Source organism: Salinivibrio sp. IB574 (assembly GCF_001996205.1).
Lineage (GTDB): Bacteria > Pseudomonadota > Gammaproteobacteria > Enterobacterales > Vibrionaceae > Salinivibrio > Salinivibrio proteolyticus.
On sequence record NZ_MUFN01000008.1, the window covers coordinates 75,274 to 100,787 of the forward strand.

Genomic DNA, 25,514 nt, shown 5'->3' on the forward strand with positions numbered 1-25,514 from the left:
AAGGTGACCTATTTTTGGTTAGCGTCGTTACTGCTAGCATCCGGTTGCGTTTCAGGCTCGTACTTGGGATGAATATGCTCTTGGCTGACATCGACCACTGCGAGATCTTTGAAGAACTCTCGGCCCAGTAGGACGGGATATTCCATGTTGGTTCGATCAGCGAGCGTAAATTGGGTTTTTTCGTGGATACTGCCGACACGGATCCAGGCTTCTACAACTGGACGACGGTCGGTTTTATCGGTGGAAGATTGGCGAATACGCACCCAGCGTTTCACCGGCATTTCCATAAACACGGGCTCGTCATTATTTTCGCTATGGTTAACGTTAAACTTCACCCAAGTATCACCATCGCGTTCAAATTCTTGAATATCCACAGCATTCAATGAAGATGTTTCTGCGCCAGTGTCGACGCGAGCTTGGAAAGTGCTTTCTACTGCGTCAAACCATACCCATTCACGGGCACCCAATAAGACTTTGTCATCGTTGACCGGGACACGAACCACTTTCTCTTTCACCTTTACTTCCGGTTTGGCATCCGCCATGTTGGCGTACACTTTCGCTTGGGTACGCTGCATCACTTTCAGTTGGCTTTCGATCGCACTGATTTTGTCAGACAGACGAGAAAGCGCATCATCATGATTCGATAATGACGTGGATAGAGTTTGCTGTTGCTGATTGGTTTGTGCGGCAACATGGTCAATTTTGTCCAATGTTTCTTGGTGTTGGTGCTGTGAGGTGAGGGTACAACCTGACATCGTTAACAAGAGCGCACTAATCAGTGAGCAGCGAAATAACATCATAATCTCCAACCGGTGCAAAAATGGCTCAGCTGCGTTTTGGTCAAGGTGCTGAACGGTGAGCGCAAATTCTAATCGATGCGGCGAAGATGGGTAGAGGGATTCTGTCAAAAGTTAGTCAGGATTGACTGAGTGATGGTTTTATCGACGTTTTCTGTCACTTTTTTCCCGTTATCTTTTTGATCTGGATAGAAAATATGGCGTGAACGGGAAAGAAAATCGAGGCGGTTAAATAATGTTCTGCTTGCTGAACGTCAAGCCAAGGTACGCCTCTTGTCAAACCAGAGGCGCACAATCATTAATCAGGGTTACGTGCGACCAAAATGGCACGTTTAGGGGCGGGATAGCCTTCTACCGTAAGATGCGGATTGGCAGGGTCAAGGTAATCGGGCAGCGAATTATGGGTCATCCACTCGGTGCTACGTTGCTCGTCAGTGGTAGTGACACACTCATCGACAATCCGAACGTCTACGAAGCCGACCTTTTCGAGCCAGACTTTCAGTGCGCGCGCAGAGGGGAAGAAATACACATTACGCATTTGCGCATAGCGGTCAGTCGGAACCAACACCGCGTTTTCATCGCCGTCGATCACTAAGGTTTCCAACACCAGCTCGCCATCTTTACGCAATTGATCTTTAAGTTGCATCAGATGATCGAGGGGGGAGCGGCGGTGATATAACACACCCATACTAAACACAGTGTCGAATGCACGCAGCGCCGGCAGTTTTTCGATTCCCAAAGGCAAAAGGTGGGCGCGTTGGTCGTTGCCCATCAAGCGACGTATGGCATCGAACTGCATCAAGAAAAGCTCTGATGGGTCAATACCGACGGTCAGCGCAGCGCCTTCTCCCAACATACGCCACATGTGATAGCCATTACCACAGCCAACATCCAAGATGTAACGGCCTTTCAGTGGCGAAATATGAGGAAGTACACGATCCCATTTCCAGTCGGATCGCCATTCGGTATCAATATCAATGCCATGAACCTGATATGGCCCTTTGCGCCACGGATGGAAGCTGCGCAATAGGTTTTCGAGCTTTTTGCGTTCACCGGACGGCAGGCTTTGGTCATCGCCAATACGTACCGCGTCTTTCAGCTCAACCGTCTCGGGCGTGGTGGTTGGGATCTTATTAAGCACCTTAATCCACTTCGGCATATCGCCATGCGGCTGGTTTTGCCACTCCGCTAATTGGGCCGGGAGAACCTCCAGCCAGTGGCTTAGGCGATTTTTGGCAATAAGCTGATAGAAGTCAGAAAAATCAAACATGAAACTACTCGTACCGGTTGGCTTACTTGATGGCTAGCATAGAGCCGAAGTTAAAACACTGGAACCACATGGCAACACTACTAAAACCGATATCACTCAATCGGGCTTTGTGGGTGCCAATACTGTCTGGACGCATAACGTTTTCAAGGGCGCTACGCTTTTGGCTAATTTCCAGCTCGCTGTATCCATTGGCACGTTTAAAGTCATGGTGTAGGTCAATCAAAAGCTCGTTGGCGGTGTCATCATCAAAGCAGTACTTTTCCGATAAAATCAGGATGCCACCGGGATTAAGCCCTTGGTAAATTTTGCTTAACAAGGCTTGGCGGTCGTCAGGACTTAAAAATTGCAGGGTAAAATTAAGCACAACCATAGACGCATTTTGGATCTCGATATCTCGAATATCCGCTTCTTTGACCTCTACGTCAGCAGCACCACGGTATGCGTTCACATGGAGACGACAGCGTTCGACCATCGCCGACGAGTTATCTACCGCGATAATCTGGCAGCTTGCGTGTTCGATATGGCGACGCATCGATAAGGTGGCCGCGCCCAATGAACAACCCAAATCGTAGATATTGGTATTTGGCTTGGCAAAACGCTGTGCCAACATCCCAATCGCCGAAATGATATTGCTATAACCCGGTACGGATCGTTGAATCATATCCGGAAAGACTTCGGCGACGTTCGCGTCGAAGGTAAAATCACCCAGTTTTTCAATGGGCGCCGCGAAAATTTTATCCTGATTAGCCATGAGAGCCCCTACAAATCAGCCAATGCCCAGCAGTAAAAGCGGCGTATTGTAGTGAATTTTTCCCCGTCTGTCTTTATTCTGCCTTGCCATTGTCCGTAGGTGATTACAGCAACGAGAACTGCTGTGACTGTGCCGCGCGTTGCACACTCGCGAGAGGGGTTGATAATTCAAGGCGTTGGTAGAGCGCTGCGGCAAGCGCAGGAGCCTGATCATTATCTGAAGTGTGGATCATTAAATAAGGTGTTTTCCCTTCATTCATCCAGTGCTGCAATTTGGCGATCCACGGCGTAAAGAACGCGGCATTTTCATCGAGAGAGGGGTGACCGATAAAGCGCACCATGGGCGCTTCATGGGTAGCGATCGCATGAACCGGCACGCGTGGCTTTTTCTGTTGTGCGTCAATAATCGCCGGCGAGTCCGGTTTGGCGGCGAACACGGGGCGGCTGTCCATGATCACCCGATTCGCTTTCTGTTCGAGTAGTAGGCGATTCAATTGACGCTCGGCGTCGCCTTTGGCAAAAAATGCTGGGTGACGGACTTCCACGCCAACCGAAAAGTCCGCGGGTAGTTGCTGTAAGAAAGTAGCCAATGCCGGCAAGCCCTCGGGACCAAAACGGGCAGGGAGTTGGATGGTCCATTGCCCCACCTTTTCATGGAGCGGCGCCATCAGGGTGATGAAATCTTGCGTCAATGTCTGTGCATGGCGCAACTGGCACTGATGGGTAATGGTTTGCGGAAATTTAAAGGTAAACCGAAACGCATCCGGCGTGGCCGCGGCCCAATTGGCAACTGACGAGCTTGAGGGTGAGGCATAAAAGGTCGTATTGCCTTCAACCGTATTAAACACCTCCGCATAGCGCGCTAAACGATCGGCCGTTTTGGTGCCCGGAGGATAAAAGTGATGTTGCCAGCTGGGGTGGGACCACTGTGTCAGCCCAAGGCGTAGGGGCGGTACGGAAACGTGATTTAACGTCAGGGACATGGCTTGGCTTTTATCGGTCAATCGAGATGGTGATAGCCTAATCGGAAGTGCGCCAAAAAACCATTCATCGGCCAAACAGAATAAAAAAGCGCGATCGCTTTACCAAGGGAGGGGCTTTTCCTTTATAATGGCAGGTCTTTGACAGTAACGGCACCAATGGGGGCGTACCGTCAGGTACGACAGACGCTGTTACCCGAATTCCCCTCAGTATTTGGCAGGCTTGTGCCCAAGGGGGCAAGCGGAATAATCAGAATCAGATCAGGAATACTCTATGCGCACCCAATATTGTGGTCACCTGAATAAAGCCCATGTCGGGCAAGAAGTAAGTCTTTGTGGTTGGGTTAACCGTCGTCGTGATTTGGGCGGATTGATTTTTATCGATATGCGAGACCGTGAAGGGCTCGTACAGGTCGTGATCGATCCTGATATGGGTGACGTTTACGAGCAAGCGAACAAGCTACGTAACGAGTTCTGTATCCAAATTCGCGGTGAAGTGCGTGCGCGTCCAGACAGCCAAATCAACCGTGATATGGCGACCGGTGAAGTTGAAGTGGTGGCAACTGGGTTAGACATTATCAACCGCAGTGCCCCGTTACCGATCGACTTCAACCAATTCATCTCTGAAGAACAGCGTTTGAAGTACCGCTATCTTGACCTGCGTCGTCCAGAAATGAGTGACCGCATCAAATTGCGTGCGAAAGCGACCAGCTTTGTCCGTCGTTTCTTGGACAGCAATGACTTTTTGGATATCGAAACGCCGGTATTGACCAAAGCAACGCCAGAAGGCGCGCGTGACTACTTGGTTCCTAGCCGTGTGCACAAAGGCAGCTTCTATGCCTTGCCGCAATCGCCTCAGCTGTTTAAGCAGTTGTTGATGATGTCTGGCTTTGACCGTTACTACCAAATCGTGAAGTGCTTCCGTGATGAAGACTTGCGCGCTGACCGTCAGCCAGAATTTACCCAGATCGATATCGAAACCTCGTTCATGAGCGCCGAGCAAGTGCGCGAAGTGACCGAGAACATGATCCGCGAAATGTGGCAGTCGCTGCTTGACGTCGACTTGGGTGCCTTCCCAATCATGAAATATGAGGAAGCGATGCGTCGCTTTGGCTCTGACAAACCGGATCTGCGTAACCCGCTAGAAATCGTCGATGTGGCGGATCTGGTCAAAGACGTTGAATTCAAAGTCTTCTCAGGCCCGGCCAACGATGAAAAAGGCCGCGTTGCCGTCATCCGTGTACCGGGTGGTGCCAGCCTGTCTCGCAAGCAAATTGACGAATACACCAAGTTTGTGGGTATCTATGGCGCCAAAGGACTTGCATGGCTGAAAGTCAATGACCGTGACGCGGGCTTGGACGGTGTTCAGTCACCGGTAGCGAAATTCCTTAATGCGGACGTGGTTGAAGGGATCCTTTCACGTACTGAAGCACAAACCGGTGATATCATCCTGTTTGGCTCAGATAAAAAGTCGGTAGTCACCGAAGCGTTGGGCGCATTGCGCGTGAAACTTGGTCTGGATCTCGAACTGACAGACACCCAAGCATGGGCACCGCTGTGGGTGGTTGACTTCCCAATGTTTGAGGAAGACGACGAAGGTAATCTTCATGCAATGCACCACCCATTCACCGCGCCAACTGACGTGACCCCAGAAGCGCTGAAAGCGAATCCGGCAGCAGCGAACTCGAATGCTTACGACATGGTTATCAATGGCTATGAAGTGGGTGGCGGCTCGGTGCGTATCCACAACCCAGAGATGCAAGCGGCAGTATTCGAAACCCTTGGTATTGGCGAACAAGAGCAGCGCGAGAAGTTTGGCTTCTTGCTGGATGCACTGAAATTTGGTACTCCACCACACGCAGGTTTGGCGTTTGGTATGGACCGTTTGGTGATGCTGCTGTCGGGTACTGAAAACATTCGTGACGTGATTGCTTTCCCGAAAACCACGGCAGCGGCTTGTTTGATGACAGATGCGCCTAGCATTGCTAACGAAGCGGCGCTTGAAGAACTGGCGCTTAGCATTACTGCGGCGGCGGAACAAAGCGAGTAACGTCATCCAGAGACGATAAGTCCGATCACGGGCAACAGCGTTTGCCCGTTGACCCCATGACTAAGCGCGATGCCTATCTCGCGGTATGGCCTTAGCATGCGGGAATTTTCATCAACGCGCCTCCGACTGCAAAGCCAAGGCGCGTTTTTTCTTATTACTCCTTTCACGTGAGGGGAGCGCAAAAAACGGAGAGTCGATATGGCAGGTCACAGTAAGTGGTCGAACATTAAACACCGTAAAGCCGCTCAAGACGCGAAGCGCGGTAAGATTTTCACCAAACTAATCCGAGAAATTGTGGTGGCAACCAAAGAAGGTGGCCCCGAAGCAGAAACCAATCCTCGCCTGCGTGCCGCGGTGGATAAAGCGCTGTCTAACAATATGACCCGTGACACCATCAATCGTGCGATTTCGCGTGGTGCGGGCGGTGATGGCGACGACAACATGGAAACGGTGATCTACGAAGGCTACGGTCCGGCAGGGACGGCGGTGATGGTAGAATGCATGACTGACAACCGTAACCGTACCGTGTCTGGTGTGCGTCACGCATTCTCAAAATCAGGTGGTAATCTGGGTACAGATGGTTCAGTGAGCTTCTTATTCGAGAAAAAAGGCGTGATCACCTACGCTTCAGGGCTTGACGAAGATGCGGTGATGGAAGCTGCATTGGAAGGGGGAGCCGATGATGTGGTGACTTACGACGATGGCTCGATGGATGTCTACACCACGCCAAATGATTTCGGCAATGTAAAAGATGCCTTGGACAAAGCGGGTTTCGAGGCAGAGCGTGCTGAAGTCACACAAGTGCCATCGACCAAAGCGGAGCTGGATGCGGACACCGCCCCTAAGCTACTGCGTCTTATCGATATGCTAGAAGACCTTGACGATGTGCAAGAAGTCTACCATAACGGTGATATCTCCGACGAAGTGGCAGCGAGCTTAAGTTAAATGGCAATCATACTGGGCATTGACCCAGGTTCGCGGATCACCGGCTACGGCGTGATCCGCCAACAAGGCCGGCATTTGGAGTACCTTGGCAGCGGCTGTATTCGTACCGACAGTGAGGATTTACCCGGCCGGCTCAAGCAAATTTATGCGGGGGTGAGTGAAGTGATCACCCAATTTCAGCCGGATAACTTTGCGATTGAGCAAGTGTTTATGGCGCGTAATGCCGACTCCGCGCTGAAGCTGGGTCAAGCTCGCGGTAGTGCCATTGTCGCTGCCGTGAATGCAAACTTACCGGTGTCAGAATATGCGGCCCGTTTGATCAAACAAGCCGTCGTGGGGAAAGGCAGTGCGGATAAAAAGCAGGTGCAGCACATGGTCACCCATATGTTGAAACTCAATGCTACTCCACAAGCCGATGCTGCCGATGCGCTTGCCGTGGCGATTTGTCATGCGCATACCTATCACACCATGATAGCGATGGCGGGCAAAGCCAGCTCTGCGCGTCGCGGGCGGTATCGATAAAAGCGCTTTTTGTTCTTGAATACAGAGCGCTTCGCTTACGGAGTACGGAAAGAGACGAGACGCTTCGCTTCTAGAGACTAGAGGCTAGAAACTGGATAAAGCAGATCATGCTCGCACTGAGGCTATTGCTTTTTCTGTACTCTGTATTCCGTCATCGGTATTCGGGATCTTGAACACAGAGCGCTTCGCTTACAGAATACGGAAGAGCAGGAAGTAGTGCCTAGGATCCTAGGACCTAGGCCCTTTTTCTGCAGGGACAGGCACGATATGCTTTTCCGTATTCCGTATTCCGTATTCCGTATTCCGTATTCCGTATTCCGTATTCCGCCCGTCGTCAATCAGACTGGATATAGATCCAGTTATTATTTATCCTTGTCGACAAAGTAAAAAACTGAGAGCACATTGTGATAGGCCGATTACACGGAACCCTGCTAGAAAAGCAGCCCCCTGAGATTTTGATTGATGTGAATGGCGTTGGCTATGAAGTGAGTATGCCGATGAACTGTTTGTATCAATTGCCCGAAGTCGGTGAGGTGGCCACTATTTATACTCATTTCGTGGTGCGCGAGGATGCGCAGCTTTTGTTTGGCTTTAGTGGTAAACGTGAGCGTGCCTTGTTTCGAGAAGTGATTAAGGCCAATGGCGTCGGACCCAAACTGGGCTTGGCGATTTTGTCCGGCATGACGGCTCACCAGTTTGTCGATAGTGTTGAGCACAACGATGTGTCTACCTTGGTCAAAATTCCCGGTGTGGGTAAGAAAACGGCAGAGCGGCTGGTGATTGAAATGCGCGATCGGTTGAAAAACTGGGAAGCGTTTGATCTCTTTACGCCTTATACCGATGCCGCCGATGGAAGCGGCGCACCGACGCGTCAGGCGCCGACCACTGTCTCATCTGCTGCTGATGAAGCAGTGAGCGCGCTGGTGGCGTTGGGCTATAAAGCCGCGCAGGCCGAGAAAGTGGTGAAACAAATCGCAACCGACGAAATGAGCAGTGAAGACGTTATCCGACACGCACTGCGTTCAATGGTGTAATCCATGATAGAAGCTGATCGTTTAATCTCCGCGCAAGCCAATCATGATCGGGAAGAAGACGTGATTGACCGCGCGATTCGTCCCAAATTATTGGACGATTACCAAGGGCAAGATCATGTCCGTGATCAAATGGAAATCTTTATCCATGCTGCACGTAAGCGACAAGAGGCGTTGGATCACCTGTTGATTTTCGGCCCGCCGGGGCTGGGGAAAACCACTTTGGCAAACATTGTCGCCAATGAAATGGACGTTAATATTCGTACCACTTCAGGCCCTGTGTTAGAAAAAGCCGGCGATCTGGCGGCGCTTTTGACCAACCTTGAACCGCATGATGTCTTATTCATTGATGAAATTCATCGCCTAAGCCCTGTGGTTGAAGAGGTGCTTTATCCGGCGATGGAAGACTACCAATTAGATATTATGATTGGTGAAGGGCCGGCGGCGCGCTCCATCAAGATTGATTTGCCACCGTTTACCTTGGTTGGTGCGACAACACGGGCAGGCTCGTTGACTTCGCCACTACGCGATCGTTTCGGGATCACTCAACGGCTTGAATATTACAATGTGCATGACTTAACGGGAATCGTAAAACGCAGTGCTCATTGCCTCGCGCTGTCGATGGAAGACGAAGGCGCAGTAGAAGTAGCACGCCGCTCTCGCGGCACACCACGTATTGCGAACCGCCTGTTGCGCCGTGTACGAGACTATGCCGAAGTGAAAGGCAGCGGCCACATTTGCGCAGATATAGCGCAACGAGCACTGGATATGCTGGATGTGGATAGCCAAGGGTTCGATTACATGGACCGTAAGCTACTCAATGCCATCATTGAAAAGTTTGATGGTGGACCGGTTGGGTTAGATAACTTAGCGGCCGCGATTGGCGAAGAAAAAGACACCATTGAAGATGTGATTGAGCCGTATTTGATCCAACAAGGCTATTTGCAGCGCACGCCGCGAGGACGCATCGCCACCCAACGCGCTTACCTGCACTTTGGCTTTGATCTACCGCAGCCCTAAAACAGGTCAAGCAAAATAATTGATAAATCGCCCTATTGGCCGCCAACCAATGGGGTTTTTTGATCTAGATTAAGGTTATGTAGCACGTGACCCCGTATTGTGGCGACAACTGCCCGTGTCAGTCGCATCGCGTGAGTGAGAGCTAGCTTCAAAGGCTGCGCCATCATCATCGCTTTTCTTTGTGGTTAATCACATTTTTATAAATTATCGTCATTAGCATGCTGGTTTTGCAGCTTGCTCGACAAACCGATAACGACAAAGTTAACGACAACACATTGTGCGTCTAACATTAGAAATAGCTTAATTAGATTTATTTTAACTATAAAGCAACGTTAGCGTTTCAAGCGTGTAACAAGCGAGCGGTTATTGAGAAAGTGTGTGTGGCTTTCCCCGCGTCAGCAGTGGTGACAACTGCGCGCAGGGTGAGAAAGAAAAACGAACGATACCTCGTATCGGCACCGAGAAACGGTGTGAAGGAGTGACCATGATTACCGATATCGTCGATTTATCGCGGCTGCAGTTTGCGCTGACCGCGATGTATCACTTCCTGTTTGTTCCCTTAACACTCGGCATGGCATTTTTGCTGGCCATCATGGAATCCCTGTACGTGATGACCGACAAGCAAATCTACAAAGACATGACCAAGTTTTGGGGCAAATTGTTTGGTATTAACTTTGCGCTCGGTGTGGCAACAGGCCTCACCATGGAGTTTCAATTTGGTACCAACTGGGCGTACTACTCCCACTATGTAGGAGATATTTTTGGGGCCCCACTTGCCATTGAAGGACTGATGGCCTTCTTCCTTGAATCCACTTTTGTGGGCCTATTCTTCTTTGGTTGGGACCGGCTCAGTAAGCGCCAGCACCTGATGGTGACTTGGCTGGTGGCCTTAGGCTCAAACTTTTCTGCGCTTTGGATCTTGGTGGCTAACGGTTGGATGCAAAACCCAGTCGGCGCTGAGTTCAATTTTGAAACCATGCGTATGGAAATGGTTAGCTTCGCCGAGGTGGTCTTTAACCCCGTCGCCCAAGTGAAGTTTGTCCACACCGTCGCGGCTGGTTACACCACCGGCGCGATGTTCGTATTGGGCATCAGCGCTTACTATCTGCTAAAAGGGCGTGACTTGGCGTTTGCTCGCCGCTCGTTTGCGATTGCCGCGTCGTTTGGTATGGCGGCTATCTTGTCAGTGATTGTGCTGGGTGATGAGTCTGGCTATGAGCTTGGCGATGTACAAAAAGTGAAGCTGGCCGCCATTGAAGCGGAGTGGCATACCGAAGAAGCGCCGGCGGCGTTCACGGTACTCGGTTTGCCGAATCAAGAAACCATGCATACTGACTATGCGATTAAGATTCCGTATGTGATGGGCATTATCGCCACTCGCTCGCTGGATAAAGAAGTGACAGGTCTGCGTGATTTGGTGACTGAACACGAGCTGCGTATTCGTAATGGTATGGAAGCTTATGCATTACTTGAAAAATTACGTGGCGGTGAGAAAACACCAGAGAACATCGCAGCCTTCAATGAAGTGAAAGGCGATCTTGGCTATGGGCTACTGCTAAAACCCTATACCGATAAAGTTGTAGATGCGACAGAAACCCAGATCCAGCAAGCCGCGCAAGACTCAATTCCACACGTTGCGCCTTTGTTCTGGAGCTTCCGCATCATGGTGGCCTGTGGGTTTGCGATGTTGTTTATCTTCGGCATGAGTTTCTGGCAAACCACCCGTCAGCGTATTGGTGAGAAGCCATGGCTGCTAAAACTGGCGATGATCGGTATCCCGCTTCCTTGGATTGCTTGCGAAGCTGGCTGGTTTGTTGCCGAATACGGCCGTCAGCCTTGGGCGGTGGGTGAGATCTTACCTGTGCACATGGCAGCTTCAAACCTGGCTGCAGGCGATATCATTTTCTCGATGATCGCTATCTGTACCTTATACAGCTTGTTCTTGGTGGCAGAGCTTTATCTGATGTTCAAATTTGCGCGTCTAGGGCCAAGTAGCCTAAAAACAGGACGCTATCACTTTGAGCAGCAAGGCAACCGAGAAGCGGACTTTAGCCGTCAGATTGAAGCATAAGGAGAGACAGCATGTTTGATTATGAAATTTTACGGCTGATCTGGTGGGTCCTCATCGGGGTGCTACTGATTGGTTTCGCCGTAACGGACGGCTTTGATATGGGCGTCGGCGCGCTACTCACGGTGATCGGTAAAACCGACAGTGAACGTCGTGTGATGATTAACTCGGTGGCGCCGCACTGGGACGGAAACCAAGTGTGGTTGATTACCGCAGGGGGCGCGCTGTTTGCCGCTTGGCCTTTGGTCTATGCAACTTCGTTTTCGGGCTTTTATGTCGCGATGATCATCACTTTGGCGGCATTGTTCTTCCGTCCAGTTGGGTTTGACTATCGTTCTAAGATTGAAGATACCCGCTGGCGAACGCTGTGGGATTGGGGCCTTTTTGCGGGCGGATTCGTGCCACCGATTATCTTCGGGGTGGCATTTGGTAACTTGCTGCAAGGCGTGCCTTTCCAGCTAAGCGATCTGTTGATCCCAACGTACACGGGCAGCTTCTTTGCGCTGCTTAACCCGTTTGCCTTGGTGTGTGGCCTAGTGAGCTTAGGTATGATTGTGTTGCAAGGGGCGACGTGGCTGCAAATGAAAACCACAGAGGCACTGCATGAGCGTGCACGTGTTGTCGCGCAAATCAGTGCATTGGCAACCACGGTTTTGTTTGTACTCGCCGGTTTTTGGATCCAACACATCGATGGTTACGTGATTGTGGGCGAGATTGCCAAACAAGCCCAATCCAACCCATTGGTTAAAGAGGTTGCGGTACAAAGTGGTGCGTGGATGCAAAACTATCAAGCTATGCCAATCTTGTGGCTTGCGCCGTTAGCCGGTGCGCTGATGCCGCTGTTGGCACTGATCGCATCGCGCGTTGAGCGCGGTGGTTGGGCGTTCCTGTTTTCAAGCCTGACCATTGCCGGTGTGATCCTGACGGCAGGCATTGCAATGTTCCCCTTCGTGATGCCATCAAGCACCTTCCCAGGCCATAGCTTGACCTTGTGGGATGCCACCTCAAGCGAACTGACCCTGTCTATTATGACGGTGGTGGCGTGTATCTTTGTTCCCTTGATTTTGTGTTACACCCTGTGGTGTTACATCAAAATGTTTGGTCGCTTAGATACCAAGTTTATCGAAGATAACAAACACTCACTGTACTGATTAAGGAGCCTGCATATGTGGTATTTCACTTGGATTCTCGGCGTCCTGCTGGCTTGCGCGTTCGGTATTATCAATGCCCTGTGGCTTGAACATACCGAGGCGATGGATAAAGACAATGAGTGATCACACTCACGCACCGAAGGGGCGGGGTTTCCCCGGCCCTTGGCGCCTGCTCTCACTTGCCTCAGCCTTGTTCTGGGGCGGTCAAGTGATGTGGCACCCTCAAGCGCTTGCCGCACAGATGGGGGGCTTTAATGTGCTCATCGGTTTGGGATTGCTATATGCAACCTGCATTGGCGTTATTCATGCGGTGGGCTTTAGTGCCCAAGGGCGCTGGAGCCAGTGGCTAACGTGGCCGCCTTTGGGGTGGCTGGTGAGCATGATGCTGCTTTGGGTATGGCTGATGCGTTAACTAGCGTTCTACATACGTTTAAGCAAACGTGGCATCGGCGTCAAGGTGCGTAAAGTGACATCCAAATGACAAAAGCACCCAAGTGGTGCTTTTTTCTGCATTTAAGTGCCGAAAAAGCGCGAAAGTTTGGGGCATATCACTTCTCTTGGTAAGAATTGTTCAGAATCCGAGACTCGTATCGTGCGAGCATTTCTATGCGTAAACAACTTAGGTATAGTATTTGCCTATCTCTAAGCGACAATGGGTAAAGAAATGACGGGATCTGTGCCGTTTCGCTGGCCGATTCGCATTTATTACGAAGACACCGACGCGGGTGGGGTCGTTTATCACGCTAACTACCTCAAGTATTTTGAGCGCGCGCGCACTGAACTGCTGCGCGAAGCGGGTGTCAATCAACACACACTCTTTGACGACAATATCGCTTTTGTTGTTCGCCACATGGATATCGACTTTCAACGTGGGGCGCGATTAGACGATGCCCTCGAGGTTGTCACTACAGTGTCAGGCATCGGGCGAGCGACCTTGACGTTTTGTCAAACTTTGGTGAATTCTGAGCAACAAACATTGTGTGCGGCGACGGTTAAGATAGCCTGTGTCGACCCTACAGTGATGAAACCCAAATCGATTCCAACACAGATAAAATCGGAGATATTACGTGACCGCTGAACTTTCCATTCTCGACCTGTTTTTGCAAGCAAGCCTGCTTGTTAAGGGAGTGATGTTGATATTGCTGGGTATGTCAGTGGTGTCGTGGGCGATGATTATCAAACGCTCTAAAGTCATGCAGCAGGCTTTTGGCAAAGCAGAACGCTTTGAAGACCGATTTTGGTCGGGGATTGACCTTTCTCAGCTTTTCCAAGAAGTGCAAGCACGAAAAGACGCCCTGACGGGGAGTGAGAAAATCTTCTATTCAGGCTTTAAAGAATTTGCCCGTTTGCACCGCAGCAATGGCAAAGTGCCGGAGGCGGTCATGGAAGGTACTGCACGTGCCATGCGAGTATCGCTTTCTAAAGAAGTCGAGGAGCTCGAAACGCACCTGCCTTTCCTTGCGACCGTGGGCTCGATCAGCCCTTATATCGGCCTATTCGGGACTGTGTGGGGCATTATGCACGCATTTATTGCGTTGGGCGCAGTTAAACAAGCCACTCTTGCGATGGTTGCCCCAGGTATTGCTGAAGCCTTGGTAGCAACCGCCATGGGTCTGTTTGCCGCGATCCCTGCGGTGATGGCCTATAACCGACTGACTGCGAAAGTCTCCAAGCTTGAACACAATTACATGAACTTTATGGAAGAGTTTTCAAGCATCTTGCACCGTCAAGCGTTTGCGGCAACCCAGGAGTAATCCATGGCGTACCAACCGAAACGACGCAAAATGACGGCAGAAATCAATGTGGTGCCATACATTGATGTGATGCTGGTGCTGTTGATTATCTTCATGGTGACCGCTCCCTTTGTAACGCAAGGGGTGGATGTTGAGCTACCCAAGACGGCGGAAGCGAAAACCGCCGCAGAGCTGGCTAAAGAAGAGGACAGTGGCGCGTTTATCATTGTTGAAGTAGATAAGGACGGCCAACTCGGCTTGAGTGTGAATAATGGCGACATGGTTCGCGGCTTAAGTTTGCAAGATACCTTGGTGCGCGTAAAAGCCGAGCTGCAGCTTAATCCTAATTCTCCGGTCTTAGTGGGAGGTGATGGACGCGTGCCTTACTCGGAAATCATCTTAACGCTCGATGCGCTCAATCAGGCTGGTGTGTCATCGGTAGGCCTAATGACTGAACCTTATGAGTCATAGGGAAAAGCGATGAGCGAAACAAAGAAAGTCACCCATAAAAAAGACTCGTTAGCGCCTGCGCTGGCGATATCTGCCGCGCTCCACCTTGTGCTCGTGATTGTTCTTCTCGTTGGCGCGGACTTTGGAAAAACAGCCACGCCAACCCCAAAAGCGGGGAGTACGATTGATGCGACTGTGATTGATCCTGCGGTGGTCAATGCTCAAGCACAGAAGATCCGCCAACAGCGTGCCCAAGCCAAGCAAGAAGAAGCGGAGCGACTCAAGCGATTAGAGCAGCAAGCTCAGCGTCTTGAGCAGCAACGTGAACAAGAAGAGCAGCGCTTACGCGAGGTAAAACAGCAAAAGCTTGAGGCTGAGCGCCAAGCACGTGAAGAGAAAAAACGTCTTGCCGAGCAAAAAGCCCAAGCAGAAGAGCAAGCGCGCATCGCGCGTGAAAAAGCCCAACAAGCAGAGCGCGAGCGTCAGCGTAAGCTGGAAGAAAAACGTCAGGCTGAACTCGCCGCGGAGCAGGCAGAAAAAGCGCGTCAGCAAAAACTAGCGGAACAACGCAAGGCCGAAGAGGCAGCGAAAAAAGCAGAGGCGGAGCGCCAACGCAAGCTCGCAGAGCGTAAGAAAGCGGAAGAGGAAGCCCGCAAAGCCGAGCAAGCGCGCCAAGAGGCAGAGCGAAAAGCCGAAGAGGCAAAACGCCGACAGCAAGAGCAAGAGGCGGCCTTAAACGATTTGTTCTCTGGCCTTGAATCTGAGGCCAGTCAGCGGCAAAGCGCACGCGGACAATTTATCCAAGATGAAGTGGCGCGTTATGGCGCCATTTTTACCCAAATGATCCAGCAACGCCTGCTTGTTGACGACGGATTAACGGGACAAGAGTGTGTGGTAAATATGCGCCTTTCGCCAACCGGTCTGCTTTTGGATGTAAAAGAGAAAGCGGGCAATACACGCTTATGTCGCGCAACTAAAACCGCGGTGGTATCTGTATCTCAGTTTCCCATGCCAGATGATGGTGACATTATTGCAAAACTGCGTGAGATTGAGTTAACGGTTAGACCTAACTAATTGACAGGAAAAAGACATGATGGAAGTGAGCCTAGCTGGTGGCACAAACACGATGACAAAGAGGCGTAATCAGGCCGCATGGCAGCGTGCCCTAAAGCGTGGTATGGCATTGATGGCCATGCTATTTGCCTGCCTGCTTTTAGCAACGCAACCTGCGCACGCAGCACTCAAGTTGGTGATCACTGAAGGGGTAAACTCAGCCCGTCCTATTGGCGTGATCCCCTTTCAGTGGAAAGGGCAGGGTGAATTACCGGAAGATGTGTCGGGCGTGGTTGGGTCGGATTTACGCCGTAGTGGTAAGTTCAACCCATTGTCGGTTAGTGAAATGCCGCAAACCCCTTATCGCGACAGTGATGTAGACTACAACGCTTGGACTGCGTTGGGTGTGGATTCAGTACTCACTGGTACCATCACGCCAACCGCTGACGGCCGCTATCAAATTGATTACCAGTTGATTGATATCGTCCGTGGTCAACTCACCGGCGGAGAAAGTAAAGGATTGGGCGCGGACGGCCAGCTGGTCAAAACCGACGATCATTTATTGGTAAATAACCGCGCAACCGTGAAAGCCAGCGATTTACGCCGTTATGCGCATCGTATTTCAAATATTGTCTATGAAAAGCTGACTGGCGAAAAAGGCGCTTTCCTCACACGCATCGCATACGTGGTGATTGAGGAGGAAGCCGATTATCCGTATCAGCTGCGTTTGTCTGATTACGACGGATTTAACGAGCGCTTGGTGTTGCGTTCAAAGCAGCCGCTGATGTCTCCAGCATGGTCTCCAGACGGTCGCCAACTGGCCTACGTGAGCTTTGAAAATGGCCAAGCGGAAATCTTTATCATGGATATCTACACCGGTGAGCGTGAAAAGATTTCTTCGTATCCGCGCCACAATGGGTCACCGCGTTTTTCTCCAGATGGTAGCCAATTGGCACTGGTGCTTTCGAAAACCGGCAGCCTGCAGGTGTATACCTTCGATTTGAAAACGAAGAAGCTCACTCAAATTACACATGGCCGCGCGAACAGCACCGAGCCATTTTGGGATCCAGATGGTAACTCGCTCATCTACACCTCTGACCGGGGTGGCAAACCTCAGATTTATCGCGTAAATTTAGCCGACGGGACCAGCAGACGTATCACTTGGCAGGGCAACCAAAACATGGGTGGGCAACTCACGCCAGACGGTCGCTTCTTGATTATGGTGAATCAGTCAGCGTCGGGATATAACATTGCCAAGCAAGACTTAAACAGCGGGGCGGTGCAAATTCTGACCAAAACCTTGTTGGATGAGTCGCCAAGTATTGCGCCAAATGGCAGCATGGTGATTTACAGCTCGGTATATGGACGTAAAAACGTGTTGTCGCTTGTCTCAGTAGACGGTCGCTTTAAAGCGCGGCTTCCGGCAACCAACGGGCGCGTGCGTGCACCAGCCTGGTCACCTTACTTATAAGTTTTTAATTTTAAACAACGTGCGCTAACTTTCTAGAAAAGGAAAATAGAATGCAAATCAATAAAGTACTAAAAGGTCTGGCGGTGGCACTGCCGATGTTTACCTTGGCCGCTTGTAGCTCAAGCGACAGCGCAACGGGCAGCGGTGCGGGTCAATCAACTAACCAAAACGGCACCACCGTCGTTTCTCCGGTTGACGGTCAAGGCTCAATGACTGAGCAAGAAATCCGCAACCAAGAGCTACGTCAGTCGCAAACCGTTTACTTCAACTTTGACGATTCGTCAGTTCTGCCACAATACGAAGACATGCTGGATGCGCACGCGACTTACCTGCGTAACAACCCAGCGATGGAAGTTGTGGTTGAAGGCCACACCGATGAGCGCGGTACCCCTGAGTACAACATCGCGCTGGGCGAGCGTCGTGCAGAAGCGGTATCTAAGTACCTGCAAGCACTGGGCGTTCCTGCAAGCCAGATTTCAATCGTAAGCTACGGTGAAGAGAAACCATTGGTTCTTGGCCAAAGCGAAGACGCGTACGCGAAAAACCGTCGCGCAGTATTGGTTTACTAATCCTCCCTTTGGGTGATGGATAAAAGGTATGACAATGAACAGTAACTCTGTGCGAACTCTCGCGCTGGCGTTACTGGTGAGTGTGGCAGCCCCAGTGGCTGCCGCACCTGCTCCGGTGACAGAAGTAGGGTCAGGTGGCACCGCCATTGAGCGCCTAGAGCGCATGCTGCAAGCGCGTAATCAAATGCAGCTCGATATGCAGCGTCAACTTGATCAAATGGCGCAAGAATTGAGCAATTTACGCGGTAACGTTGAACGAAATAGCTACGACATTCAACAAGTGGTTGAGCGTCAACGGGACCTCTATCGAGAAATCGATGATCTGCGCACGGCGAAATCCTCAGCGCCGAAAGAAACAAAATCCACTGATGAAAACCCGTCAGTGAACTACACCAGCGATCAAACCGAGAATGCGGCGTATGAAGCGGCCGTGAATCTGATCTTAAAAGAGAAAGACTACCAAGGGGCAACCAAAGCGTTTAATGCGTTTTTGAAAAAATACCCAGAGTCTGTCTACACCGCAAATGCCCATTACTGGCTGGGCCAGCTGTTCTTCTCCAAGCGTGACTTTGAGCAGGCGAGCAAGGAATTTACTGCCGTAAGCCAGTTTAAAGATTCCAATAAACGTGCCGATGCCTTACTCAAACTGGGTTTAATTGCTCAGAAGCAAGGCAACACAGCGCAAGCCAACCAGTATTTCCAACAAGTCATTGATACTTATCCGGATTCTACCAGCGCTAAACAAGCGAAAAATGCGATGTAGGCAATAAGGTCCTAGGAGCCTAGGGCCTTAATGAATACAGAGCGCTTCGCTTACGGAATACGGGAAAAGGCGAGACGCTTCGCTTCTAGAAACTAGAAACTAGAGACTAGAAACTAGAAAGAGCGTAGAGCGGGCCCCTAGAATGTTTTCTAGCCTCTAGCCTCTAGCCTCTAGCCTCTTTCGGTACTCCGTCCTCCGTCACCTAGAACCTCCGCCCTAGGACTCCAGCCCCACTCACGTTATACTACCCGGACTGGAAGTAAGCATGAGTAATCCCATGAGCCAAGTGATTGAAACGTCGCAAAGGGTTTATCCCTTTCCGCCGAAACCTGTGGCATTGAGTGACGCTGAGAAAAAACAACATGTTGCACGCATTAAACAACTGCTAAAAGAAAAAGATGCTGTGCTGGTCGCTCACTATTACACGGACCCAGAGATCCAAGCGCTCGCCGAAGAAACAGGCGGGTGCGTCGCGGACTCATTAGAAATGGCCCGTTTTGGCAATCAACATCCAGCCAAAACCCTGATTGTGGCTGGCGTTCGCTTTATGGGCGAAACAGCCAAAATTCTGACTCCCGAAAAAACGGTATTAATGCCTACACTGGACGCGGAGTGCTCACTGGACTTGGGTTGTCCGGCGGATGAGTTCACCAAGTTTTGTGATGCGCACCCTGATCACACTGTCGTTGTCTATGCCAATACGTCTGCCGCTGTAAAGGCGCGTGCCGATTGGGTAGTGACCTCGAGTATTGCGTTAGAAATTGTCGAGCACCTAGACAGTCAAGACAAACCGATCATCTGGGGCCCCGATCGCCATCTTGGCGCTTATATTGAAAAAGAAACCGGCGCTGACATGCTGCTATGGCAGGGGGAATGTGTGGTGCACGATGAATTCTCGGCCCAAGCGCTTGAGAAAATGAAGCATCTTTATCCAGACGCGGCGATTTTGGTTCACCCGGAATCACCGGCGAGCGTGGTGAAAATGGCCGATGCGGTGGGCTCGACCAGTCAGCTGATTAAAGCGGCGCAAACCTTGCCGAACAAAAAACTGATTGTGGCCACCGACAAAGGCATTTTCTACAAAATGCAGCAAATGGTGCCGGAAAAAGAGCTCGTTGAAGCACCCACAGCCGGCGCGGGCGCGACCTGTCGAAGCTGTGCCCATTGTCCTTGGAGGGCCTAGGCTTCTAGGTCCTAGGAAAAGACGACGGATTACGGAATACAGATTACGGAAAAAGCAATAGCCTCAATGCGAGCATGAACTGCTTTATCTAGCCTCTAGAAGCGAAGCGTCTCTTTCTGTACTACGTAAGCGAAGCGTTCTGTATTCCGTATTCTAGGACCTAGGATCTTTCCTGATCTTCCGCCAGTGCCGCACCGTGATGTGTAAGGCCACATAACATGATTGGCATCGCATTATATATTTCTTCAAACTGTGCTAACTCTTCTGCGCCTTGTGCTTCCATGGTGGATAGCGCCGTTTCTGGATCATAGAGCAAGCTGATTGACAGCACGACACCGCCGAGAAGGGCATTACTTTCGGTGTTTTCCGGCATCAAGGTTTCCCAATCATCACGCGTTAAACTCCAGCCTTGGAGCAAGCCTTCGGCAAAATCACGTGTTGCTTGGTTGACGATCTCTGCATCATCAAGGGCACAACCTTCTGGCCAGTGCCATTGTTTGTCTAACAGCTGTTGGCGCTGTTCATTCCAAATATCGACAATCAGGTTCGCGTAGTCTTCAAATTGCTCGTGATTTTCAAACGGCGCTTGTTCTTCACCGCCCCAAAGTACAGGTAGCCACTCACTCGGACTAATCACATGGGGGGCAGCCGCCATGGCGGTAACGACGCCACGGGTTTGCATCTCATTCAATAGCTTGTCGCTATTGGCATGTTGGGCAAGAAATTCAGATAAAGTCATTACAAGTCTCAGCCAGCTGTTATCGTTGATGGGTGGAGTTTAACAGTTTTCGTTCTCGCTTGCGTTGTTACATCATGGAATCCCACGTCTTTCCATTCCAAATGCGCCTGCGAATAAGCGAATTAGGGTAGATGTGGTGATAAAGCAGTCATTCGCACCGATAAAGGTGCTTAACCGGTTGACCCCAAGGCGGCAACTCACTATAGTACACCCCCGTTAGCGCAGATGGCTTTAGCTTATTAGCGCTAAAACAATATGGTGAGGTGTCCGAGTGGCTGAAGGAGCACGCCTGGAAAGCGTGTATACGGCAACGTATCGAGGGTTCGAATCCCTCTCTCACCGCCATATTAAAAGAACCGCCCTCGTGGCGGTTTTTTGCTATCTATCGTTCTCTTCTTACAACCACTCGCGTAATGCTTGTGCGCAAAATACCAATATTCATTATTACCGGAACACTTACATGTCGCGGTGATGTCTTATGCGGGTTTCAAATTTGGTTACTGTTACTCATTGGTAGTGGCTTGAGTAATGGGTTTGCGTCTCGGCACTGATTATTGATCAGTGAAAAGCGCGGTACTGGCTTAGGCTGACAGTGTGATGTAATAGGACGTAGCTCCTGAATAAACTGATCCAGCTGATTATATTCCTCAACCTGCTGTAATAGCTTGGCTTGTTCTGCTGAGCTCATCGTTTTTATGGAGTAAACAATATAGCGAGCCGGACCTTCACATGGTGAATAACCCATTGGGAAATACCGGCATTGATTGAGCGTTTCTGCGTACGTTTGATGGCTCACGGCAAGAAGCGTTTCCCTTAGGCGTTTATGCTGTACTTTAGGTGGCACACTTTCACTGACTTGGTTGTTATTAATAGCGGAATTACTCGCAGACTCTGGGTCTTTGGGTGCGATTGATTGACATCCTAATAACATAAAACTCATTAATAAAGTGAGTGTAATCGNAACCTACATAATGCATGGAATAAAACATCCTGACATCACTAAGGATACACAAAATAACAGAAAATTATTTCAAATTGATATTTTTATGTTGAGTTTTTGTTTAACGTTCCGTAGTTTGATTTTTCCTTTTACATGGAAGTAAATAATAAGGAAATAAAATGCAAAGCAACGGAATGAAACGAGGGCTGCTCGCAGTACTCGTGTTATCAGCCATTTCAGGTTGTAACATACAACAGCAAGACAAACCTGTCGTCACCATAGAGCCTCAAACGCTTGAGGCAACAGAAATGAAGCAATGGGTGGGATTGCCACTGCAAATCCTCCCTCAAAACACCACGGTAGAGGCTATAAAATTCTTCGAGAAAAATACCGAAGTGACGAAGAATACTCGCGACCAATACCTCTTCTCACACGGTCTCGTGACTGCCGATCTCACTAATAAAACGGTGCTCTATGTACCAATCAATGCCACCCAAAACCGAACAATCTCTTATGAGCTGACGACGGCAGATCAAATATTACGTGGGTCTGTCACTATTAGCGGCGACTTTAAGTCCGATCCGTTATTTTCCGAACAGTGGCATCTCAATAACACCGGTCAGACCGGTTACGCCATGCAAGCGCAAACTTATCAAGCTTGGATAGATTTACGTACGGCGCAAGGAATGAGTGAAGAGGAAGCGCGTCGCCGTTATCAATACGACCCGAGCATTCTTGTCTCTGGTGAAGACATGAACGTGTTAGCGGCACATCAACAAAACATTACCGGCCAACAGGTAACGACTGTTGTGGTGGATTCGGGAATGGCGATTGCCCATGAGGATCTGGTTGATAATGTATTGCCGAATCGTTCGATTAATTTTGTGGATGACTCTAGTGACCCAACAGCGACCGGTACCGGTGGCGACCATGGCACATCCGTCGCCGGTTTAATTGCGGCAAGAGGCTGGAACGGCTTAGGTGGACGCGGGGTCGCGCCCGACGCCAATCTGATTGGTATGAATTATCTTGAAGAACAGTCCAGCGCAAGCGAAGCGGCAAGCTATGGCATGACAGGTTCAGGGATTAGTGAAAGCGAAAACATCGCCGCGTTCAACCGCAGTTATGGTATTTCAGCGCCAGCGTTTATTCCGACAGAGACGATGGATGAAACCATGTACCGTTACCCCACAAAATATCTTCGCCAAGGCTTGGGGGCGTTGAATATTAAATCGGCAGGGAATGCCTTTGAGTCGACGCAAAGCTGGGCTGAAGGTAATCAACTTTGCGATGATGCTCAAAACGGTATTGTATCTGGACAATCACGTGTTCTTAGTTGCTACGACAGCAACTGGGATCCCGCTAATGCTAGCTTTTACACTGTGACGGTGGGGGCGACGACCACGGCAGGTAAAAAATCGAGCTACTCGACGGCAGGTTCCAGTCTTTGGGTTGCTGCGCCAGGCGGTGAATACGGTACGACAGAGCCCGCCATGGTGACAACTGATCAAATGTCGTGTCAGCGTGGTTATGCCAGTCAAGCGGCGGTCGATGAATTTGAACAATCGAACGGGGCCTTTTTGGCATCGCTTGGCGTTGAGGATTTTCACGCCCGAGTCTGGCCTTTTAATACACCGGGGACCGACCTTAATCGTGACGTGAATCCATCATGTAATTACACCAATACCTTCAATGGTACCTCTTCTGCTGCGCCGAATGTGACTGGTGTGGTTGCGTTGTTAGCGCAGGCCAATCCGCAGCTTACGTGGCGACAAATCCGTTATATTCTCGCYGCAACGTCTGACAAGATTGATGTCAACGATAAGCCTATCTCACTGTTGGTAGGGGGAGAAGACAGTCAGCGTACCGTCCCCGTTCATTTGGGATGGGTCGATAACGCAGCAGGGTTCTCGTTTAATAATAAGTACGGTTTCGGGCGTGTGAATGCCGGAAAAGCGATTGAGATGGCGATCCAGAACCCGATCAAATTACCGCCATTAGTAGAAAGTGAGTGGATTGATGTGTCCCCATCCGTGCCGCTCAGCATCCCTGATGCGGATGCAAAAGGGACCAGCTTGCGCTTTACGCTTGATGAAAGCCGTCTTGAAAGCAATCTGACCATTGAAGGACTGCAATTTGGCTTTAATATTGAAAATGCCGATTTAACCGCCGTTAGCAACGGCGACCTGACTGGAAGCACAGCCGCGTCAGATATCGCAATTAAAGTGACGTCTCCGTCGGGTACCGAAGCAATCCTCGCTACGTCGCGCACGTCTTTAGGTGCCTATCAAGGATTAGGTAACAGTGACCATCCAGGATATGCGTATCATATTAGTGGACCTATGTTGGCCAATGCCTTTTTAGGCGAAACCGTATATGGCCAATGGACGGTTGATATTGTCGATACAAATCGCGCCGATTTTGGTGAGATATACAATAATCGCGTACCCAGCCAATTGACTGCGGCACAAATTCGCGTCTATGGCCACTGATCCCATTGACAGCAACCAGATTGATAGAAAGGAGTTCATCATGAAAACAGCCGTAATGATTGTTATCACTGCAATGGGAATAAGTGGTGCTGCAAACGCAAGTGACATGGGTAGCATTCAGCAACCGGCGCAATCTTCGATTGTGCAACCTATCGAGCGTAAAGCGACCACCGCGGAGCAAGCCATTGCCGAGAAGCTCGGAGAGAATGCCACCTTATCCGATTTACCTGAACTGCAAAGTTACAAAGGGGTAAACCTAAATAACCAACCGCTGCAAGCGGGGAGTACGGTTTATAACGAAGTGACTCGCAGTGTAGGGAAAGTGACAGGTAATATCACCGTTTTGCTGAGCCATGGCTCCATTTATGACTTGGCAGAAAGCCTCAAGCTCAACGTCACCTACTTTGACGAGCGTGCAAAGTTAGGGCAGCTCAGTGCTGCGGGCCAGCATGATATCCTCGCCACCTTGGATAAAGTGCGCCAGTCTCCACAAGTTGCCTCGGCGCGCCTTGATATTGCAGAGAGCCGCAATCGTCCTCAGTGACCCTCTTTGCGCCTCAATAGGAAACCAACGGGCCATGGCGGCCCGTTGGTTGTAATGAGATTGCTGGTAATACATGGATAACAAAAAGATACCATGAACACGTATGTTGATTGGCATAGTTTGTAGTATTTTACCGTTCATGATTAATTTAAGGCGCATCTGTCGTATCAGAAACGCGACTCTAAATAAATAGTGTTAGATATCTATCAGATGTAGATATGGCGAAGGCGGTCAAGTATCGCCTCGTCGTCGCGGCCTGAGACAATAATGGCAGCGTTATAACTTATGCCTCTTACTTCAATACGAATTGACCAAAAACTGACTTGTTGCGCCATACAAAGCCCTTCACCCCACATTCATTGAGATGTAAACTACCCCCCAAAATAATATCAGCAAAGTCTCAGCACTTGGGGAGCTAACCCTAGGGCGGTAGCGTGTCAAAATCCTAGCTTTTCTTTGTTGTCACTATATTGTGAGAGCTGTTTTGTCAATGGGCTGGGTGGGTTTTTTATAATGGTTAATTACTTTTTGTGATCAATGTCACGTTCATGTGTTATTCGAGCTAGAATATACCTGAATGCGCGAAATTTATTTTTTATATAAAGCAGGAATAAAATGAGATTAATAATCTCCACTGTGTCACACAACCATGGAGAAATGATTATTGATATGGGGTCGTTAGCCAAATTGGCCCGTATGGAAAATGTCATTGTGGTATGTAGAAGTAATAGCAGGGAAGCTAACTTAGAATCCTATTGTAAGGATAATAATATAGATTATATTTATAATAAAAAAAATAAAGGATTTTCAGAAAACAATAATCTTAACTATTTGTACTATGTTAGTAAGTACGAATATGATAAGGACGATTGCTTTCTTCTCTTGAATCCAGACATTCAAATTGATGAGGAATCAATTCTTAGTTTGATTGATTTTTATAAAAAATCTAATGCATCTATCATTGCGGGCAACCTATATTTAGATGAAAACTCT

General features: G+C 49.8%; 24 protein-coding genes, 1 tRNA gene and 2 pseudogenes. 21 read left to right on the plus strand and 6 right to left on the minus strand.

Features of this window, described 5'->3' with window-relative positions; translation table 11 throughout:
* Positions 1 to 8 precede the first annotated feature (8 nt).
* The 4 genes from BZJ17_RS05740 to BZJ17_RS05755 form a co-directional block, all read right to left on the minus strand.
* Positions 9 to 800: an ATP-dependent zinc protease gene (locus BZJ17_RS05740; protein ID WP_232112024.1), complete on the minus strand. Its 792-nt coding sequence runs from the start codon at positions 798 to 800 to the stop codon at positions 9 to 11.
* A gap of 295 nt (positions 801 to 1,095) precedes the next feature.
* The gene (cmoB, locus tag BZJ17_RS05745; protein WP_077640082.1) at positions 1,096 to 2,067 is read right to left on the minus strand and encodes a tRNA 5-methoxyuridine(34)/uridine 5-oxyacetic acid(34) synthase CmoB; all 972 of its coding nucleotides are present in this window, start codon (positions 2,065 to 2,067) and stop codon (positions 1,096 to 1,098) included.
* A gap of 22 nt (positions 2,068 to 2,089) precedes the next feature.
* On the minus strand, positions 2,090 to 2,818 hold the full coding sequence (cmoA, locus tag BZJ17_RS05750) for a carboxy-S-adenosyl-L-methionine synthase CmoA (protein WP_077455422.1): 729 nt from the start codon (positions 2,816 to 2,818) through the stop codon (positions 2,090 to 2,092).
* Positions 2,819 to 2,921: 103 nt separating this feature from the next.
* Positions 2,922 to 3,800, minus strand: a complete 879-nt coding sequence (locus BZJ17_RS05755; RefSeq protein ID WP_077640096.1) for a DUF72 domain-containing protein — start codon at positions 3,798 to 3,800, stop codon at positions 2,922 to 2,924.
* A gap of 271 nt (positions 3,801 to 4,071) precedes the next feature.
* Between BZJ17_RS05755 and aspS the strand changes: the two genes are divergently transcribed.
* The 17 genes and pseudogenes from aspS to nadA all read left to right on the plus strand — a co-directional run.
* Positions 4,072 to 5,847 carry an aspartate--tRNA ligase gene (aspS, locus tag BZJ17_RS05760; protein WP_077455421.1) on the plus strand — a complete coding sequence of 592 codons (1,776 nt, stop codon included), beginning with the start codon at positions 4,072 to 4,074 and terminating at the stop codon, positions 5,845 to 5,847.
* 198 nt (positions 5,848 to 6,045) lie between these two features.
* Positions 6,046 to 6,792 carry a YebC/PmpR family DNA-binding transcriptional regulator gene (locus BZJ17_RS05765; protein WP_069591057.1) on the plus strand — a complete coding sequence of 249 codons (747 nt, stop codon included), beginning with the start codon at positions 6,046 to 6,048 and terminating at the stop codon, positions 6,790 to 6,792.
* Positions 6,793 to 7,314: a crossover junction endodeoxyribonuclease RuvC gene (ruvC, locus tag BZJ17_RS05770; protein WP_069591060.1), complete on the plus strand. Its 522-nt coding sequence runs from the start codon at positions 6,793 to 6,795 to the stop codon at positions 7,312 to 7,314. It begins immediately after the preceding gene.
* Positions 7,315 to 7,718: 404 nt separating this feature from the next.
* Positions 7,719 to 8,348, plus strand: a complete 630-nt coding sequence (gene ruvA / locus BZJ17_RS05775) for a Holliday junction branch migration protein RuvA (protein ID WP_069591062.1) — start codon at positions 7,719 to 7,721, stop codon at positions 8,346 to 8,348.
* Positions 8,349 to 8,351: 3 nt separating this feature from the next.
* Complete coding sequence (gene ruvB / locus BZJ17_RS05780; RefSeq protein WP_069591064.1) at positions 8,352 to 9,365, plus strand: Holliday junction branch migration DNA helicase RuvB; 1,014 nt, start codon at positions 8,352 to 8,354, stop codon at positions 9,363 to 9,365.
* A 487-nt stretch (positions 9,366 to 9,852) separates the two neighbouring features.
* Positions 9,853 to 11,436 carry a cytochrome ubiquinol oxidase subunit I gene (gene cydA / locus BZJ17_RS05785; protein ID WP_198532181.1) on the plus strand — a complete coding sequence of 528 codons (1,584 nt, stop codon included), beginning with the start codon at positions 9,853 to 9,855 and terminating at the stop codon, positions 11,434 to 11,436.
* Positions 11,437 to 11,447: 11 nt separating this feature from the next.
* Entirely contained in the window at positions 11,448 to 12,584 is a 1,137-nt protein-coding gene (cydB, locus tag BZJ17_RS05790; RefSeq protein ID WP_077640083.1) for a cytochrome d ubiquinol oxidase subunit II, read from the plus strand.
* 15 nt (positions 12,585 to 12,599) lie between these two features.
* Positions 12,600 to 12,707, plus strand: coding sequence for a cytochrome bd-I oxidase subunit CydX (gene cydX / locus BZJ17_RS05795; RefSeq protein ID WP_069591070.1), 108 nt, complete (start codon positions 12,600 to 12,602; stop codon positions 12,705 to 12,707).
* Positions 12,700 to 12,996: a cyd operon YbgE family protein gene (locus BZJ17_RS05800; RefSeq protein ID WP_157893164.1), complete on the plus strand. Its 297-nt coding sequence runs from the start codon at positions 12,700 to 12,702 to the stop codon at positions 12,994 to 12,996. The genes cydX and BZJ17_RS05800 overlap by 8 nt, the downstream gene beginning before the upstream one ends.
* A gap of 252 nt (positions 12,997 to 13,248) precedes the next feature.
* A complete protein-coding gene (ybgC, locus tag BZJ17_RS05805; RefSeq protein ID WP_077640097.1) occupies positions 13,249 to 13,662 on the plus strand; it encodes a tol-pal system-associated acyl-CoA thioesterase in 414 nt (137 codons plus the stop codon).
* Positions 13,652 to 14,338, plus strand: coding sequence for a protein TolQ (gene tolQ, locus BZJ17_RS05810; protein ID WP_069591074.1), 687 nt, complete (start codon positions 13,652 to 13,654; stop codon positions 14,336 to 14,338). Before ybgC ends, tolQ begins: the two co-directional genes overlap by 11 nt.
* A gap of 3 nt (positions 14,339 to 14,341) precedes the next feature.
* Positions 14,342 to 14,788 (plus strand): protein TolR, encoded by a 447-nt coding sequence (gene tolR / locus BZJ17_RS05815; protein WP_069591075.1) that lies wholly within the window; start codon positions 14,342 to 14,344, stop codon positions 14,786 to 14,788.
* Between the two features lie 9 nt (positions 14,789 to 14,797).
* Entirely contained in the window at positions 14,798 to 15,841 is a 1,044-nt protein-coding gene (gene tolA, locus BZJ17_RS05820; RefSeq protein ID WP_077640085.1) for a cell envelope integrity protein TolA, read from the plus strand.
* Between the two features lie 103 nt (positions 15,842 to 15,944).
* Positions 15,945 to 17,291 (plus strand): Tol-Pal system beta propeller repeat protein TolB, encoded by a 1,347-nt coding sequence (tolB, locus tag BZJ17_RS05825; RefSeq protein WP_077455468.1) that lies wholly within the window; start codon positions 15,945 to 15,947, stop codon positions 17,289 to 17,291.
* A gap of 50 nt (positions 17,292 to 17,341) precedes the next feature.
* Complete coding sequence (gene pal / locus BZJ17_RS05830; protein WP_069591079.1) at positions 17,342 to 17,860, plus strand: peptidoglycan-associated lipoprotein Pal; 519 nt, start codon at positions 17,342 to 17,344, stop codon at positions 17,858 to 17,860.
* A gap of 34 nt (positions 17,861 to 17,894) precedes the next feature.
* Positions 17,895 to 18,623, plus strand: coding sequence for a tol-pal system protein YbgF (gene ybgF / locus BZJ17_RS05835; protein ID WP_077640086.1), 729 nt, complete (start codon positions 17,895 to 17,897; stop codon positions 18,621 to 18,623).
* Positions 18,624 to 18,900: 277 nt separating this feature from the next.
* Positions 18,901 to 19,797: pseudogene (nadA, locus tag BZJ17_RS05840) on the plus strand (quinolinate synthase NadA); the annotation flags it as partial.
* A gap of 169 nt (positions 19,798 to 19,966) precedes the next feature.
* On the opposite strand, the gene BZJ17_RS05845 reads toward nadA, so the two are convergent.
* Entirely contained in the window at positions 19,967 to 20,545 is a 579-nt protein-coding gene (locus tag BZJ17_RS05845) for a UPF0149 family protein (RefSeq protein WP_077640088.1), read from the minus strand.
* Between the two features lie 257 nt (positions 20,546 to 20,802).
* Between BZJ17_RS05845 and BZJ17_RS05850 the strand changes: the two genes are divergently transcribed.
* Positions 20,803 to 20,890: transfer RNA gene (locus BZJ17_RS05850), tRNA-Ser, on the plus strand.
* A gap of 142 nt (positions 20,891 to 21,032) precedes the next feature.
* Here BZJ17_RS05850 and BZJ17_RS05855 read toward each other — a convergent pair.
* Positions 21,033 to 21,476: a hypothetical protein gene (locus BZJ17_RS05855; RefSeq protein ID WP_077640089.1), complete on the minus strand. Its 444-nt coding sequence runs from the start codon at positions 21,474 to 21,476 to the stop codon at positions 21,033 to 21,035.
* A 188-nt stretch (positions 21,477 to 21,664) separates the two neighbouring features.
* On the opposite strand from BZJ17_RS05855, the gene BZJ17_RS05860 reads away from it, so the two are divergent.
* From BZJ17_RS05860 to BZJ17_RS17395, 3 genes and pseudogenes are all read left to right on the plus strand, one after another.
* Positions 21,665 to 23,977 (plus strand): S8 family serine peptidase, encoded by a 2,313-nt coding sequence (locus BZJ17_RS05860; protein ID WP_077640090.1) that lies wholly within the window; start codon positions 21,665 to 21,667, stop codon positions 23,975 to 23,977.
* A 40-nt stretch (positions 23,978 to 24,017) separates the two neighbouring features.
* Complete coding sequence (locus tag BZJ17_RS05865) at positions 24,018 to 24,521, plus strand: hypothetical protein (RefSeq protein ID WP_077640091.1); 504 nt, start codon at positions 24,018 to 24,020, stop codon at positions 24,519 to 24,521.
* 657 nt (positions 24,522 to 25,178) lie between these two features.
* Positions 25,179 to 25,514, plus strand: a pseudogene (locus BZJ17_RS17395) (glycosyltransferase); the annotation flags it as partial.